The sequence below is a fragment of the Bradyrhizobium sp. AUGA SZCCT0222 genome, assembly GCF_018130205.1.
Classification (GTDB): domain Bacteria; phylum Pseudomonadota; class Alphaproteobacteria; order Rhizobiales; family Xanthobacteraceae; genus Bradyrhizobium.
The window spans coordinates 1-15,463 of sequence record NZ_JAFCLX010000052.1; the positions used below are offsets into that span (position 1 = coordinate 1).

Annotated in this window: 18 protein-coding genes; 8 read left to right on the forward strand and 10 right to left on the reverse strand. The window is 63.5% G+C overall.

All coding sequences use genetic code 11. The annotated features are described in order from the left end of the window. Positions 1 to 280: 280 nt before the first annotated feature. Positions 281 to 1,045 carry a pyrroline-5-carboxylate reductase gene (gene proC / locus JQ629_RS30705; RefSeq protein WP_249135391.1) on the forward strand — a complete coding sequence of 255 codons (765 nt, stop codon included), beginning with the start codon at positions 281 to 283 and terminating at the stop codon, positions 1,043 to 1,045. A gap of 156 nt (positions 1,046 to 1,201) precedes the next feature. On the opposite strand, the gene JQ629_RS30710 is transcribed toward proC, so the two are convergent. The 6 genes from JQ629_RS30710 to JQ629_RS30735 all read right to left on the reverse strand — a co-directional run bounded on the left by JQ629_RS30710 (position 1,202) and on the right by JQ629_RS30735 (position 6,620). Then, the gene (locus JQ629_RS30710; RefSeq protein ID WP_212415795.1) at positions 1,202 to 1,597 is read right to left on the reverse strand and encodes a thioesterase family protein; all 396 of its coding nucleotides are present in this window, start codon (positions 1,595 to 1,597) and stop codon (positions 1,202 to 1,204) included. A 163-nt stretch (positions 1,598 to 1,760) separates the two neighbouring features. Beyond that, the gene (locus JQ629_RS30715; protein WP_025590867.1) at positions 1,761 to 1,964 is read right to left on the reverse strand and encodes a tautomerase family protein; all 204 of its coding nucleotides are present in this window, start codon (positions 1,962 to 1,964) and stop codon (positions 1,761 to 1,763) included. Positions 1,965 to 2,085: 121 nt separating this feature from the next. After that, positions 2,086 to 3,600 carry a histidine--tRNA ligase gene (hisS, locus tag JQ629_RS30720; RefSeq protein ID WP_212415796.1) on the reverse strand — a complete coding sequence of 505 codons (1,515 nt, stop codon included), beginning with the start codon at positions 3,598 to 3,600 and terminating at the stop codon, positions 2,086 to 2,088. Between the two features lie 146 nt (positions 3,601 to 3,746). Further along, the gene (locus tag JQ629_RS30725) at positions 3,747 to 4,265 is read right to left on the reverse strand and encodes a YegJ family protein (protein ID WP_212415797.1); all 519 of its coding nucleotides are present in this window, start codon (positions 4,263 to 4,265) and stop codon (positions 3,747 to 3,749) included. Between the two features lie 273 nt (positions 4,266 to 4,538). After that, on the reverse strand, positions 4,539 to 5,429 hold the full coding sequence (locus JQ629_RS30730) for a branched-chain amino acid aminotransferase (RefSeq protein WP_212415798.1): 891 nt from the start codon (positions 5,427 to 5,429) through the stop codon (positions 4,539 to 4,541). Positions 5,430 to 5,543: 114 nt separating this feature from the next. Next, positions 5,544 to 6,620, reverse strand: a complete 1,077-nt coding sequence (locus JQ629_RS30735) for a branched-chain amino acid aminotransferase (protein WP_212415799.1) — start codon at positions 6,618 to 6,620, stop codon at positions 5,544 to 5,546. Positions 6,621 to 6,963: 343 nt separating this feature from the next. Here JQ629_RS30735 and JQ629_RS30740 point away from each other — a divergent pair, with 343 nt between their 5' ends. From JQ629_RS30740 to JQ629_RS30750, 3 genes are all read left to right on the forward strand, one after another. Then, a complete protein-coding gene (locus JQ629_RS30740) occupies positions 6,964 to 7,515 on the forward strand; it encodes a MarR family winged helix-turn-helix transcriptional regulator (protein ID WP_212415800.1) in 552 nt (183 codons plus the stop codon). A gap of 86 nt (positions 7,516 to 7,601) precedes the next feature. After that, entirely contained in the window at positions 7,602 to 8,285 is a 684-nt protein-coding gene (locus JQ629_RS30745; protein ID WP_212415801.1) for a response regulator, read from the forward strand. A 19-nt stretch (positions 8,286 to 8,304) separates the two neighbouring features. Continuing rightward, positions 8,305 to 9,690 carry an ATP-binding protein gene (locus JQ629_RS30750; protein WP_212415802.1) on the forward strand — a complete coding sequence of 462 codons (1,386 nt, stop codon included), beginning with the start codon at positions 8,305 to 8,307 and terminating at the stop codon, positions 9,688 to 9,690. A 152-nt stretch (positions 9,691 to 9,842) separates the two neighbouring features. On the opposite strand, the gene JQ629_RS30755 is transcribed toward JQ629_RS30750, so the two are convergent. Both JQ629_RS30755 and JQ629_RS30760 read right to left on the reverse strand, forming a co-directional pair. Next, complete coding sequence (locus JQ629_RS30755) at positions 9,843 to 10,388, reverse strand: DUF3617 domain-containing protein (protein ID WP_212415803.1); 546 nt, start codon at positions 10,386 to 10,388, stop codon at positions 9,843 to 9,845. 42 nt (positions 10,389 to 10,430) lie between these two features. Next, a complete protein-coding gene (locus JQ629_RS30760) occupies positions 10,431 to 10,721 on the reverse strand; it encodes a hypothetical protein (protein WP_212415804.1) in 291 nt (96 codons plus the stop codon). 164 nt (positions 10,722 to 10,885) lie between these two features. Between JQ629_RS30760 and JQ629_RS30765 the strand changes: the two genes are divergently transcribed. The 4 genes from JQ629_RS30765 (at position 10,886) to JQ629_RS30780 (ending at position 13,745) form a co-directional block, all read left to right on the forward strand. After that, a complete protein-coding gene (locus JQ629_RS30765) occupies positions 10,886 to 11,344 on the forward strand; it encodes a hypothetical protein (RefSeq protein WP_212269328.1) in 459 nt (152 codons plus the stop codon). Between the two features lie 153 nt (positions 11,345 to 11,497). After that, positions 11,498 to 12,181, forward strand: a complete 684-nt coding sequence (locus JQ629_RS30770) for a ribonuclease T2 family protein (protein ID WP_212415805.1) — start codon at positions 11,498 to 11,500, stop codon at positions 12,179 to 12,181. Between the two features lie 175 nt (positions 12,182 to 12,356). Beyond that, positions 12,357 to 13,217 carry a 23S rRNA (adenine(2030)-N(6))-methyltransferase RlmJ gene (locus JQ629_RS30775; protein ID WP_212415806.1) on the forward strand — a complete coding sequence of 287 codons (861 nt, stop codon included), beginning with the start codon at positions 12,357 to 12,359 and terminating at the stop codon, positions 13,215 to 13,217. Between the two features lie 312 nt (positions 13,218 to 13,529). Beyond that, positions 13,530 to 13,745, forward strand: coding sequence for a cold-shock protein (locus JQ629_RS30780; RefSeq protein ID WP_028350729.1), 216 nt, complete (start codon positions 13,530 to 13,532; stop codon positions 13,743 to 13,745). Positions 13,746 to 13,827: 82 nt separating this feature from the next. On the opposite strand, the gene JQ629_RS30785 is transcribed toward JQ629_RS30780, so the two are convergent. Beyond that, entirely contained in the window at positions 13,828 to 14,667 is an 840-nt protein-coding gene (locus tag JQ629_RS30785) for a class I SAM-dependent methyltransferase (protein WP_283815968.1), read from the reverse strand. A 129-nt stretch (positions 14,668 to 14,796) separates the two neighbouring features. Beyond that, positions 14,797 to 15,423, reverse strand: coding sequence for an outer membrane protein (locus JQ629_RS30790; RefSeq protein WP_212415808.1), 627 nt, complete (start codon positions 15,421 to 15,423; stop codon positions 14,797 to 14,799). Between the last annotated feature and the right edge of the window lie 40 nt (positions 15,424 to 15,463).

Sequence of the window (15,463 nt, forward strand, 5' to 3'; positions counted from 1 at the left end):
CCAAGACTGCCTCCCAAAAAGAAGCCTTGAATCTGATTTGCGCCTAAAAGGGAATCCTTAGAGTCCACACCACCTAGGGCGCAGGCCGGGACCCATACGCCGTGACGTCAATGGCTTAAGCAAACTGCTTGTGGCCTGTCCTTCGCTTCACTAGAACCGCCTGTGGTTATGGGTCCCGGCTCAAGGCCGGGACGACAGCGAATTCGTGGTGATCACCTTGAACACAACCAACGCACTCAAAAACGTCCACGGCACCATCGCGCTCGCGGGCGCCGGCAAGATGGGCGGCGCGATGCTGACCGGCTGGCTGGCGCAGGGGCTCGATCCCCGGCGCGTCGTGGTGATCGAGCCGCATCCTTCCCAAGAGATCAACGCGCTGGCGGCGCAGGGCATTCGGCTCAATCCGACGGCCAAGGATGTCGGCGAGGTCGACACGCTGGTGGTCGCGGTGAAGCCGCAATCCTTTCGCGAGGCCGGTGCGGCGCTGAAGGCTTTCACGGGATCGTCGACGCTGGTGGTCTCGATCATGGCGGGCACGCCGATTGCTGTGCTCGAAGCGGTCGTCGGCGGCAGTGTGGTTCGCGCCATGCCGAACACGCCGGCCGCGATCGGCCGCGGCATCACGGTTGCGGTCGCGGCGAAAAAAGTCAGCGCCGCGCAGCGCGCGATCGCCGACGCGCTGCTGCGCGCGACGGGCTCGGTCGAATGGGTCGACAAGGAAAGCCTGATGGACGCGGTGACGGCGGTGTCCGGCTCGGGGCCGGCCTACGTGTTCCTGCTCGCCGAAGAACTCGCACGCGCCGGTGTCGCGGCTGGCCTGCCGGAGGAGCTTGCGACCAAGCTCGCCCGCGAAACCGTCGCCGGCTCCGGCGAGCTGCTGCATCGCTCGGACCTGTCGTCGGCGACCTTGCGCCAGAACGTCACCTCGCCCGGCGGCACCACCGCGGCCGCGCTCGAAGTGCTGATGGGTTCGGACGGAATGCAGAAGCTGATGACGCGCGCGGTGGCCGCGGCAACGCAGCGCTCGAAGGACCTGGCGAAGTAGTTTTTCGATCTCTCCGTCATCCTGAGGTGCTCGCCGGCTTCGGCGAGCCTCGAAGGATGATTACCGCCCGTGGCCCATCCTTCGAGGCTCGCTAACGCTCGCACCTCCAGCGACAATGGCGAAGCCATTGCGCGGGGATGACGGTTGAGTGCTTAGCTACTTCGCGCCCAAGCGTTTGTTAAACATCTCGACATTGACGAGGCCGCGGGCGTGGCGGCCGTCGCCGATCTTGCGCTCGCCCTCAAAGGCCTCGACCTCGAAGCGGATCACGCGGCGTTCCACCGCGACCACTTTTGCCGTGGTCCGCACGGTCGAGCCGACCAGCGAAGCGCCGATATGGCGGATATCGACCTCAGTGCCGACGGTGATCCAGCCCGGCTGAAGATGGTCCCGGACGGCATCACCCGATGCCATCTCCATTTCCAGGATCATCATCGGCGTCGCATAGACCATCGGCATATCAGGCACGAAATGCCCGACCGTGCGCTCCGGCGGCACCACCAGCGTGCGCTCGGCGCTCATACCGATTTTTATGATTCCGCGTGCGTCCATGGGTGGCCCCGCTAAAACAACAAGCCGTCGTCCCGGACAAGCGAAGCGCGATCCGGGACCCATAACCACCGAACGTTGTTGCTGCGGAAGGTGTCAGCCACCTTGCTCCAACCGAGAGCACAACGCGGTATGGGTCCCGGCCTTCGCCGGGACGACAGGCGCCCTACTTCTTCGCAGCAGCTGCGCGTTCGACAAACGTCTTGCCGCCCTTCATCTTGTGGGCGAGCGGCGCTTCGTTGATCTGGATCACGACCGCATCGGCATCGACGCCGAGGTTCTTGACCAGCGCCTGGGTGATGTCGCGCATCATGCCGGCCTTCTGCTCGTCGGTGCGGCCGGCGGCCATGCTCACGGTAATCTCGGGCATTTTTTCTTCTCCCTCTTTATTTTCGTCATGGCCGGGCTTCTCCCGATCATCCACGATCTTTTCCATCAAACAAGACGTGGATGCCCGGCACAAGGCCGGGCATGACGCCGGAAATGAATGGCTATCCCCACTTCACGTCATGGCGCGCCAACACTTCGCGTACGGCGTCGACGAGCTTGCTTGCATCGACCTCATATTGGGCCTCGGACTGCTTCTTCAGATATTCCTCGCGGTCCTTGATCTCGGTCAGGCCCGCTCCGAGGATGAGATCCTTGAGTTGAACCTTGCCGTTTGCCCGCTCGTCCGAGCCCTGGATGATCGCGCAGGGCGCGTTGCGGCGGTCGGCATATTTCATCTGTTGGCCGAGGCTGTGCTTCGGGTTTCCAAGATAGAGTTCCGCGCGGATACCGGCGTTGCGCAGCGTCGCGACCATTTTCTGGTAATCGGCGATTTCGCCGCCGAACACGGTGACGACAACAGGCCCGACGGCAGGCTTGGTATCGACCTTGCCGATCAGTGTCAGCGCCGCCTGCAGCCGAGACACGCCGATGGAGAAGCCGGTTGCAGGAACGGGTTCGCCGCGGAACCGTGAGACCAGCCCATCGTAACGTCCGCCGCCGCCGACCGAGCCGAAACGCACGGGACGGCCCTTTTCGTCTTTGGTCTCCAGCAGCAGCTCAACTTCGTAGACTGCACCGGTGTAATATTCGAGACCGCGGACAACGGAAGGATCGATACGGATGCGATCCGATGCGTAACCGGATGCTGTGACTAATTTGGCAATCTCTTCCAATTCGCTGACGCCGGCCTGACCCACGTCGCTCTTGGCGAGATAAACATCGGCGGCGGCAATTGCCTCTTTCCAGTCGTCGCGTTTTTGCGTGACGGCCAACACGATGTCGGCGTCCGCGGCGCTTAGGCCGGCTCCGTTTGTGAAGTCGCCCTTGCCTTCTTCGCCTCCATCCCATCGTCCGGGACCGAGCAACTTGCGAACTTCGTCGGCGGAAAATTTGTCGAGCTTGTCGATGGCGCGCAGCACCGTGAGCCGGCGTCCGGCATTCTCCTCGCCGCCGAGACCGATCGCCTCTAACGCCCCGTCGAGCACCTTGCGGTTGTTGACCTTCACCACATAGCTGCCGCGGGGAATGCCGAGCGCTTCCATGGTGTCTGCCGCCATCATGCACATCTCGGCATCGGCGGCCGGCGTCGGCGCGCCGACGGTGTCGGCGTCGAACTGCATGAATTGGCGGAAGCGCCCCGGACCCGGCTTCTCGTTACGGAACACCCACCCGAAACGATAGGAACGATAGGGCTTCGGCAACGAGTCAAAATTTTCCGCGACATAGCGCGCCAGCGGCGCGGTCAAATCGTAGCGCAGGCTGATCCACTGCTCGTCGTCGTCCTGGAACGAGAACACGCCTTCGTTCGGCCGGTCCTGGTCGGGCAGGAATTTGCCGAGCGCGTCGGTGTATTCCATCGCCGGGGTTTCCACCGGCTCAAAGCCGTAGCGCTCATAGACTTCGCGGATTTTCTCGACCATCTGCCGCGTCGCCGAGATCGCGGCGGGACCGCGATCCTCCAGCCCGCGCGGCAGGCGCGCCTTCAGCTTCTGGGGTTTCTTGGATTTGTCGGCCATGGGCGGCGTTGCAACTTGTGTAGGGTGGGCAAAGCCGCTTCGGGCGCCGCGCTCACCGGGAAAAACAGGGTGGGCTCGTTTCGCTCGGCCCATCCCACGCACTTAGCCCACCGGGCCGGTTTTGGCCAGAACGTCCTGCCCGGCGTCTAAGGGGTTTCCATCCTGGCGCGCAGCGCGTCGGCGTCGGCCTTCGACATCTTTTTCAGCATCGGCCGGATGGTCTCGCCGCCGACGATCTTGCCGTTCCGCAAGAACATCCAATCCGAGATGTCGGCCTCCCTGAACTCGGCCAGGTCGCCGGCCCGCTTGCCGGGTAAATGGCGCGGCGCATTGGCGAACCTGCCCGAATAGCGGCCGTCTCCAATCTTCTTCACCTCGGCCATCCAGATGTGTTCGCCGCTGTTGTTCGGATATGGAAAACGCGCCTTGAGAGAGTGACCGGTCTCCGACGGTTTTGGCGCGTCGTAGGAGGCCCAGAATTTCGGCAGCGTGGAACGCGCCTGCGCGATCGCGGCATTGATCTCCGGGTCGCCGTTGCGAAAGTCGATCACGGGGGAGCGGTCTTCGGCCCTGACACTCGTGGTGGGGGAGCCGAGAAGCGCAAGCGCCGCCGCGAAGGCGGCCGCCACGACGCATTTCGAGCATGTTGAGAGGGTTGAGGTCATTTTCACCATTCCACGAACCGCTATCCGCAAATCCGGGAATTGGTCGCGCAAGCGGGCGAAACAGTTCACTTCCCTTCTCCCCTTGTGGGAGAAGGTGGCATAGGCGGCCTTCGGCCGCCGTTCTTAGAGCGCCGATGCTTTGCATCGGCTATGGCGCCGGATGAGGGGCCTGTATCCCCGGCGTGAAATCTTACCGTGAGGAGAGAACCCCTCACCCGTCACGAACGCTTCGCGTTCGTGCCACCCTCTCCCACAAGGGGAGAGGGGAAGAGCTTACGCCGCGACGGCCTTGCTCTTGGGCTGCACTTCGGCCGTAAAGTCCGCCATCAGCTGTTCCGAAATCTTGCCGGGCGTGAACTTCCACTCGGCGATGTCAGCCACCGGGGTGATTTCGGCGGCGGTGCCGGTGATGAAGCACTCGGTGAAACCAGAGAGTTCGTCCGGCATGATGCGGCGTTCGATCACTTCGATGCCGCGACGCTGCGCGAGATCGATCGCGGTGGCGCGGGTGATGCCGGCGAGGAAGCAGTCGGCGATCGGGGTGTGGATCTTGCCATCGGCGATGAAGAAGATGTTGGCGCCGGTGCATTCGGCGACCCGCCCCTGCCAGTCCAGCATCATGGCGTCGGCATAGCCGGCACGCTCCGCTCTGTGCTTTGAGATGGTGCAGATCATGTAGAGACCGGAGGCCTTGGCCATCGCCGGAATCGTCATCGGATCGGGGCGCCTGTATTCGGCAAGGCACATGCGGATGCCCTTCATCTTGGTGGCCGGATCGAAATAGCTCGGCCAATCCCAGGCGGCGATCGCCAGATGAATGGTGTTTGATGACGCCGACACGCCCATCATCTCCGAACCGCGCCAGGCGATCGGGCGAAGATAAGCGTCAGGCAGATTGTTGCTGTCGATCACGAGTTGCTTGGCGGCATCGATCTCGGCGACCGAATATGGAATCTCGAAATCGAGGATGTTGGCCGAGTTCTTCAGCCGCTCGGAATGTTCCGTGCTCTTGAACACCCTGCCGCCATAGGCGCGCTCGCCCTCGAACACGCAACTCGCGTAATGCAGCCCGTGGGTCAGCACATGGACGTTGGCGTCAGCCCACGGCACGAGCTTGCCATCGTACCAGATGACGCCATCGATCTTGTCGAAGGAAATTCCCATGGCCTCTCTCCCAGTTTGACCGCGCACGCGCCGCGACTCCGCGAGGCGCGCGCGGCCCCGTGCTCAGGTCGAAAAAAAATTGCTTGTCTCAGAGGCGGCGGATTCCGCCGCCGGTTACAGGACCTTTCGGATCCACTCGTGCGGGTCTTCCGCACGGCCGTACTGGATGTCGACCAGCTTCTTGCGCATCCCCATCGCGACGGGGCCGGCAGCGCCGCCGCCGATGAGGAAATCGCCGCTCGCCGAACATACCTTGCCGATCGGCGAGATCACCGCCGCGGTGCCGCAGGCAAAGGCTTCTTTCAGCTTTCCGCTGGCGGCGTCGCTGCGCCATTGGTCGATCGTGTAGAGCTCCTCCCGCACGCGCGTGCCGGAATCCTTTGCCAGCGCAATGATCGAATCGCGGGTAATGCCGGGCAGAATGGTGCCGAGCGGCGGCGTCAGCAGCGAGCCGTCGTCAAACACGAAGAACACGTTCATGCCGCCCAGTTCCTCGATGTAGCGGCGTTCGACCGCATCGAGGAAAACCACCTGATCGCAGCCATGCTGGATCGCCTCAGCCTGCGCGCGCAGGCTGGCGGCGTAATTGCCGCCGCATTTGACGGCGCCGGTGCCGCCGATCGCGGCGCGCGTGTAGTTTTCCGACACCCAGATCGACACCGGGGCAGGTCCGCCCTTGAAATAGGAGCCGACCGGCGAGGCGATGACGGCGAAGATGTACTCGGAAGAAGGCTTGACGCCGAGGAAGGTCTCGCTCGCGATCATGAAGGGCCGCAAATAGAGACTGCCCTCGCCGCCGGGTATCCAGGCGCTGTCGATGCGCACCAGTTGTTCGACCGCTTCGATGAAGACGTCCTCAGGGATCGGCGCCATCGCCATGCGCTCGGCCGAATTCCTGAAGCGCCTCGCATTGGCGTCGGGGCGGAACAGGTTCACGCCGTTGTCGCGCTTGTAGGCCTTGAGGCCCTCGAAAATCTCCTGCGCGTAATGCAGGACGGCGGCGGCCGGATCGAGCGGAAAATTGGCGCGGGATTCGACCCGCGCGTCATGCCAGCCCTTGGCCTGATTGTAGCGGACGATCGCCATGTGGTCGGTGAAGACCCGGCCGAAGCCGGGGTCCACGAGCTGTGCCGCGCGCTCCTTTTCGGACGTCGGATTGGTCGCAGGCTGGATGTCGAATTTCAAACTCATGGTCTTGCTTCCCGCCCTTGCTTCCTGCTGTCGGAACCGGTGCATTTCCTGGCGCAGGCCTGTTTCGTCAAGCCTGCTTGCTTGATTGGTCCGGACTTCACCACCACCGGCCTTGCCGCTGGTTTCCATCGCTGGCAAGTCCCTTGAGGACACGCTTTTGCGGAGTGCCGAAGTCCAGTATGTTTGCGCAAATGCCGCTCGACAATCGCACGGTAGTCCAATTCGCGGCCGTTGCCGCCATCGCTGGCTTACTCCGGTCGCTCCTAACGTTGCCAAGGCCGAAACGACTTAAAGTTTCGTCGTGGCTGGCAGTTTTGTAACATTGAACCCAAGATATGTCAACATGACTGACATAAATTTCTCAAAGCCTGCCGGCGCCCCCGATTCGAAGGGGCCTGACGGCGTGTCCCCGCCCCCGCGCGCCGGCGAATTGCGCTGGGATATCATCGAGCTTCTGTTCTTCGCCTATCGCGACTTCGTCGGCGATGCCGACCATGAGCTCGAGGCGTTCGGGTTCGGCCGCGCCCATCACCGGGTGATGCATTTCGTCCACCGCTACCCCGGCCTCAAGGTCGCCGACCTCCTGGACGTATTGCGCATCACCAAGCAGTCGCTGGGCCGGGTGCTCAAGCAATTGCTGGACGAAGGCTATATCGTGCAGAAGACCGGCAATAACGACCGCAGGCAGCGCCTTCTTTACGCCACCCCGAAGGGCGAGGCCCTGGTGGCGAAGCTCGCCGGGCTGCAGACCGATCGCATCAACCGCGCCATGCAGGATATCGATCCCGCCGGCCAGGAAACGGTGCGGCAGTTCCTGCGCGCGATGATCGATCGCGACGACCCGGACAAGGTGCTGGAGACGATCTTCGGCAGCGGAAAGAAGCCAAGGGAGTGACTGTGGCCCAAGGAACCCCGAACGGAATTCCAAACGCAACTGCCAACCCAACCATCGCCGCAGCCTCCGCGCGGCCGCCGCGGCAAATGGCCGACGACGCCCCGCATCTGCTGCTGGTCGATGACGACCGCCGTATCCGCGACTTGCTGTCGCGCTTCCTGTCCGGCGAGGGCTATCGCGTCACGACCGCGGCGAGCGCCACCGACGCCCGCGCCAAGCTGCTCGGCCTGCATTTCGATCTTTTGATCCTCGACGTCATGATGCCCGGCGAAACCGGCTTCGATCTCGCCCGCTTCATCCGCACCTCCTCCTCGGTGCCGATCATCATGCTGACGGCGCGCCATGAGGCGGAAGCCCGCATCGAAGGCCTGCAGATCGGCGCCGACGATTATGTGGCCAAGCCGTTCGAGCCGCGCGAATTGGTCTTGCGGATAGGCAACATCCTGAAGCGCACCGCAACGCCTGCAGTGGAAGCGCTGGAGCAGATCGCATTCGGGCCCTACGTCTATCATCTCGAACGCGGCGAGCTGCGCGAGGGCGACGAGGTCATCCACCTGACGGACCGCGAACGCGAGATGCTGCGCATCCTGAGCTTAAGCCCCGGCGAGACGGTGCCGCGCGCGGCGCTGACCGGCGGCGGCACCGTCAACGAGCGCGCCGTCGACGTGCAGATCAACCGGCTGCGCCGCAAGATCGAAAAAGATCCGGCCAATCCGTTGTTCCTGCAGGCGGTGCGCGGCATCGGCTATCGCCTGGTGGCGTCGCCGTGAGCCAAACGAACCAAACGCGATGAGCACGCTCGACACCGGCCTCACGCTGATCCGCACCGCCGCAGGCCGGGTCTCCAAAGTCAATGGCTGGATGGGTAACGCGTTCAAGGGCTGGATGCCGACCGGCCTCTATGCCCGCGCGCTTTTGATCATGATCGTGCCGATGGTGGTGCTGCAGACCGTGGTCGCATTCGTGTTCATGGAGCGGCACTGGAACACGGTGACGCGGCGCCTGTCGGCTGCCGTGGTGCAAGATATCGCCAGCCTGATCGACGTCTACAAGGGTTATCCGCAGGACAAGGAACGCGCGCAGCTGCGCCGTATCGGGCAACGGCTGCAATTGGTGGTCGATTTTCTCCCCGTCGGCGACATGCCGCCGCCCGGGCCGAAACCGTTCTTCTCGCTGCTCGACCAGACGCTCTCGGTCCAGATCGGCCGCCAGATCGGCCGGCCGTTCTGGATCGATACCGTGGGCAAATCCAACCTCGTTGAAATCCGTATTCAGCTCGACGACGCGGTGATGCGCATCTTCGCGCAAAGAAGTGCGGCCTATGCCTCCAATTCTGAGATCTTCATCTTCTGGATGCTGGGAACGTCCTCGATCCTGTTGATCGTCGCGGTGCTGTTCCTGCGCAACCAGATCAGGCCGATCCTGCGGCTCGCCGACGCCGCCGAAAGTTTCGGCAAGGGCCGCGAGGCGCCGAACTTCCGTCCCCGCGGCGCGCGGGAAGTGCGGCGCGCGGCGCAGGCGTTCCTGGAGATGAAGGCGCGCATCGAGCGCTCGATCGAGCAACGCACCGCGATGCTTGCCGGCGTCAGCCACGATCTGCGCACCATCCTGACCCGCTTCAAGCTCGAACTCGCGCTGATCGGCGACAGCCCCGAGGTCGACGGCATGCGCAAGGACGTCGACGAGATGTCCGGCATGCTCGAGGCCTATCTCGCCTTTGCCCGCGGCGACAGCGGCGAGGTCGCGCAGCCGACCGACATGTCGATGGCGCTGGAGGAATTGCGCAGCGATGCCGAGCGCCACGGCCATACCGCGACGGTGGCGTTCCACGGCCTGCCGGTGGTGACCGTCAAACCGGCCTCGTTCAAGCGCTGCCTTGCCAACCTCGTCTCCAACGCCGCGCGGCACGCCAACACGATTTCGATCACCGGCCATCGCGACCACCGCTATCTGACGGTCACGATCGACGACGACGGACCGGGCATTCCGGCCAACATGCGTGAGGAAGTGTTCAAGCCGTTCCTGCGGCTCGACGACGCCCGCAACCAGGACGAAGGCGGCACCGGCCTCGGCCTTGCGATCGCCCGCGACATCGCCCGCTCGCATGGCGGCGACATCACGCTCGGCGACAGCCCGATGGGTGGATTGCGCGCGGCGGTCAGGGTGCCGGTGTAGGAACGAAAGAGCGTTGTCGTCCCTGCGAACGCAGGGACCCATAACCACCAGCGAATGTTGGTTTTATCCGGTGGTCGTTATCTGCGTTGTTCAACAATATCGGCCGCGGCGTATGGGTCCCTGCGTTCGCAGGGACGACAAGTTCTGCATCGTTACTTCCCCGGCTGCTTCGGCAGCAGGCCCTTCAGCTTTTCCATGTCCTTGAGATTTATCTTCATGCCGCCGGGCATGATGATATCGCCGGGCTTTTGATCGGCCTTGCAGGCGCCGAGCCACTTCGCCTCGATCGTGGTCGTGGAATCGCGCGGCACGCCGGCCGGAGCGCCCGTGGTGTTCGAGGTCGACTTCACGGTGTAGGCGGAGTTGAAATCGCCAGTGATCTCGGCACGCGATTTGACCGACATGCCGCCGGAGCCGCAGACGGAATCGGTGACGTAGCCGGTCGCGGTCTTCTGGGTATCGTTTTTCGAGCAGACGTCCTTGGCCATCGGCGAGAACGAGGTGCTCATATCCTTGTCGGTGGTCGCGTCGGTGCACTGCTGCATCGTCATCTCGGGCACCGGCGAGCCGGTCTGCACCACCTTCATTTCCCACAGGCCGGCCTTGCGCACCGGCAGCTCGACGGCGCCGGCATGGCTCGCAGGCCACACCGCGAGCAGGCCAAGCGCCAAACAAACGGAATCAAGCTGTCGCGCCATGCTTGCGCTCCCCTGGTCGTGGTTCAGGCGTTCAGGTCCGGCTCAGTAGAGCGTGCGCAGCGGCCGGGCGTGGGTCCCGTAGGGCACCCAGCGGCAGGCGAAGGAGACGTATCCGCCCTCATAGGGCTGCACCGCCAGGAATTTCACCACCTTGCCGTAACCGGCGCAGTGATCGACCGCGAGCTGGCGCGCATCCGCCTGTCTCGCCAGCGAATAGGCGATAATGCCGCCGGTATCATTGCCCTTGAACGGCGGCACCCAGTCGGCCTGCGCCGGCGCAGCCGACAGCAACCCGCACATCGCAACCAGGCACGCGGCCCCAATTCTTTGCATCGCAGACTCCATTCGCTGGGGCCACCATAGAGTGCGCCGGCGGCCGTGAAAAGAATGGGTTACGGCCGGACCTCGACTTGCCTGCAAGGTGTTGCCGCGCTGCACTTGACCTCGTCCGGGCTTCACGGCACGGTCTTGAGGGTTGGATGACCAGCGGAATTCCCATGCGCACCCTCTTCACATCGTTGAAAACCCTCGGCCTGGCCGCGTCGCTCGCCGTCCTGGCATTCGGCCAGTCGGCGCAGGCCGCCAATCCGCTCGAATTGAATTTCTGGCTGTCCGGTCCCCGGTATGACGGGCGCGTTGCGCCGTGCGAATCGGCGCTGCCGACCATCATTTCGCAGTTCCGCGAGAAGGAAAGCACCTTCTGGAATTCGCCCCTGACCATCACCTCTTACGGCCGGATCCACGAAACCACGTTCCGGCCCTGGCAATCCGACAACATTCCGCGCCGCTATTGCACCGGCGATGTGATGCTGAGCGACGGCAAGGTGCGCAACGTGCACTATTCGATCGTCGAGGATGGCGGCTTTGCCGGCTTCGGCCAGGGTGTCGAATGGTGCGTCACCGGGCTGGACCGCAACTGGGCCTATAACCCCGGCTGCAAGGCCGCACGGCCTTAAGCTTACCCCAAGCTCCCTGCCTGAGTTTTTCGATCGCGGTGGCCGGCGCCACCCGATTCGCGGCTAACGCCATTTTTGTTCTTGAAATGTTCCGGTTCCCTGCTACGCTCGGGTAATCGAGTACGTCATGCTTTGCGAGTAAGGGAGCGCTTGATGTTTCCATCGGTCATTGTTTCGCGGCTGCTGATTTCGCTGGCACTTGTCTTGTTCACCGCGGGCCACGCCGCCGCGCAGGACCGCCGGCAGAACGCCCCGGGCGAGTTCGATTTCTACGTGCTGGCCCTGTCGTGGTCGCCCTCCTTCTGCGAGGCCGCCTCTGAACGCGGCAATAGCGGCCGTTCTGCGCAGATCCAGTGCGAGCGCCCGTTTTCCTTCGTGGTCCACGGCCTGTGGCCGCAATATGAGCGCGGCTTTCCCGAATATTGCCAACGGCCGTCGCCCCGGCTCGACCGCAACGTCATGACGTCGATGCTGGACCTGATGCCGGCGCCCGGGCTGATCTTCAACGAATGGGACAAGCACGGCACCTGTTCCGGCCTTGGCGCGCGGGCCTATTTCGAGAACATCCGCAAAGCCCGCGCCGCGGTGAAGATCCCCGAGGAATTCCTGCAATTGTCGGAATCGAAGACGATCGCCCCCGAGGCGCTCGAGGCAGCCTTTATCAAGGTCAATCCCGGCCTGAGCAGCTCGGCGATTTCGGTGGTCTGCAGCAGCCGGCGCCTCAGCGAAGTCAGGGTCTGCATGAGCAAGGACCTGCAATTCCGCTCTTGCGAGGAAATCGACCGCCGCGCCTGCCGCCGCGACGAGGTCGTGATGCCGCCGGTGCGGGGGAGCTAGGATTACTCGTCCGCCGTCATTGCCTGCGACAAACGCGAAGCGTCTGCGCAAGGGAGCCAACGGGTCGCGCGAATGCGCGCCCGATGACAGGCTCCGCGACGAAGCAATCCAGTTTTGTTTTGCCGCGCTATGGATTGCTTCGCTACGCTCGCAATGACGTGGTAACCCCTGTGCCATGAACTACCGACACGCCTTTCATGCCGGCGGCTTTGCCGATGTCATCAAGCACATCGTGCTGGTGCGGATGCTGACCTATCTGCAGGAAAAGCCCGCCGCCTTTCGCGTCATCGACACCCATGCCGGCGCCGGGCGCTACGATCTGTCCGGTGATGAGGCCCGCCGCAGCGGCGAATGGCTGACCGGCATCGCGCGGGTGATGCAGGCGCGGTTCTCGGAAAATGCGTTGCCGCTGGTGGCGCCCTATCTCGACATCGTCGGGGCCTTCAACGCGCAAGCCGAGCTGAAAGCCTATCCCGGATCGCCCTTGATCGCGCGCGCGTTGCTGCGGCCGCAGGACCGCCTCACGGCCTGCGAGATCGAGCCGAAAGCCCACAAGCAATTGATCGATGCGCTGCGCCGCGACACCCAGGCCCGGGTCGTCGACCTCGACGGCTGGACGGCGTTGCCGGCCTTCGTGCCGCCGAACGAGCGGCGCGGCCTCGTGCTGATCGACCCTTCATTCGAGCAGAAGGACGAGTTCGAAAAGCTCGCCGACGGCTTTGCGGAGGCCTATGCGAAGTGGCCGACCGGCAGCTATCTGCTGTGGTATCCGGTCAAAAGCCGGCGCATCACCGACGGCCTGGCGCGGCATGTCGCCGCTGTGGCTGAGACCGGCAAGCCGGCCGGGAAATGTCTGCGGCTCGAATTCAGCGTCGCACCGCAGCAGGCCGGCGGTCCCCTCACCTCAACCGGGCTTCTGATCGTCAACCCGCCGTGGACGCTGGCGGGCGAGCTGAAGACCATTTTACCCGAACTGGAAAAACCGCTCGGCCAGGGCGGCGCCGGCCGGTTCAGGCTTGAGACGCCCAAACCCTGAAGGCTCGCCTTGAATGCAAGCCTTGAATGCAAACCTTTGGGGGTAAGCCTTCAAGGCAGTGCATCGGGCTGAAAAGTGCGATTGAGCCATAGTCAATTTGCGCGGAACCGTATTATGCTCGGCCGTTATGACTGGCTTTACGTTCCGCTTCCGCGAATGGTTGCGGCGGAGTGATCAAGGCCTAAAAAAATCCAGACTGATCGGTGCGTGACCCGATCGGTTCAGGTGGCCAAGCTTCCGGCAGCGAATGTCCGGTCGGCCGATACGCGAATTGCGCGTAGCGGCAAAGCAATACGGGGAGGAGTTTTCCCGATGGCCATGACTGGTACAGTCAAGTTCTTCAATGGAGAACGTGGCTACGGCTTCATCAAGCCTGATGACGGCGGTCGCGACGTGTTCGTTCACATCACTGCCGTCGAGCGGGCCGGATTGAAGGATTTGACTGAAGGACAGCGCATTACATTCGAGGTCGAACCAGACAAGAAGGGCAAAGGCCCCAAGGCGGTCAACCTGGTGATTTCATCGTAAGCTGACGCGTGAGCTGAAGCTTGGCGGTGAAAGCGGACTGAAGTTTTGCCTGCACCAAATCCCGCTGAGCGCGAGGCGCGCCTCAGAACGTGGAGGCGTGCATGATGTGGCCGCCACGCGCCGGTGCGGTACGTTCGCTCTCGGGGAAGAAGCGCGCCGCGATCCTGTCAGGGCCGACATCATCGACATGCCGGAAGCCGGTCGCGCTCATGCGGGCGCAAAGCGATGCGGTATCGAAATAGCTCTGAAGGCTTTCGCCAACCGCGGCCACCCGCTCGGCAAGCGCTTGATGCGCGGCGCGGCCGGCTGGTGCGACCGAGCTTGCGGGATTGACATAGTCGAACACCACTTCAGCACCGCCTTCGAGCCGCGCGATATAGCCGAGCGTCGAGAACACCGCCGTCTCGGTCAGATAAGGCACCACGCCGAGCCAGCTGAAGAAGCTGCGTTCGGCGGCGACAAAGCCTGCGGCGTCCAGCGCTTCGGCCAATGTCTGCCGTTCGAAATCTATCGCGACATAGGTCAGCGTGTCCGGCACGGCGATCGTCGCGGCGGCCAGCATGTCGCGCTTGCATGCTTGCGTGGCGGGAAAATCGACCTCGAAAATTCGCAGGCCACCCGCGAGCGGCGTCCGGTAGGCGAGCGTATCGAGCCCTGCGCCGAGCACCACGAACTGCGTCGCCCCATTATTCACCGCTTCCGTCAGCGCTTCTTCCGAGATGCGCGAGCGCGCGGCGATGAACCAGCGCAAGCGTGGCCCGGACGTGTGGGCCCGGGCATGGTCGAGCGAGACCTGGATATCGTCGCCGAGAATGCGCAGCGCCAGCGGATCACAAAGGATCGATGCGTTATCCAGCACCTGATGCGCCGCGCGCAAACGGGCGGCGCCCAAGGCGGTCAGACTTGGCTGCCCCGGCTGCATCGACGAATTTTAGGCGTGCCGCCGCGCACTGTCCACGAGACAAAAAAATCCCGGCGGCTTGGCGCCGCCGGGAGGCTGCAACAGATGGTTTCTTTGCGTTTTCTTGCGTTTTCTTGCGTTCTCTTGTTCTCAGAAGCGATAATTCACGCCGGCGCGGATCAGCCCGAAGCTGTAGCCGTTCGATACTCCGGTGATGACAAAATTGGTGTTGGAGAGGTCGACATAGAGATATTCGACCTTGGCGCTCCAGTTCGGCGCAAAGCCCATTTCAGCGCCGACGCCCGCGGTCCAGCCCGCGGTGGTGTGGGATTCCGACAGGCCGAACGTGGTGGCGCGCAGTTCGCCGAAGGCAAGACCGCCGGTGCCGTAGAACATCACGTTGTTGAACGCGTAGCCGACCCGGCCGCGCAGCGTGCCGAACCAGGGGTTGGAGAATTTCCACGGCGCGAAGGTGTCCCCCGCGCCGCTCGCGTTGATATCGCCCTCGACGCCGAACACCCACGGCCCGTTCTGAAAGTTGTAGCCGGCCTGCACGCCGCCCGCGAAGCCCGACGGCTTGGTCGGGTTGTTGGCGACCGAACCCCAGGCATAGCCGAGATTGCCGCCGAGATAGGGACCGGCCCAGCTATAGGCGTTGAGCGGCTGATTGACGGTATAGGGCGCGCGCGACCCGTAATTGATATCGGCCGCCTGCGCCGACATCGTCCAGGCTGCAGCAGCAACCACCGCCAGCGCCCGCAAAACAAAGCTGCCCATCACTCAACTCCACCACGCAACTGCCGTGCCCCTCCGGCCG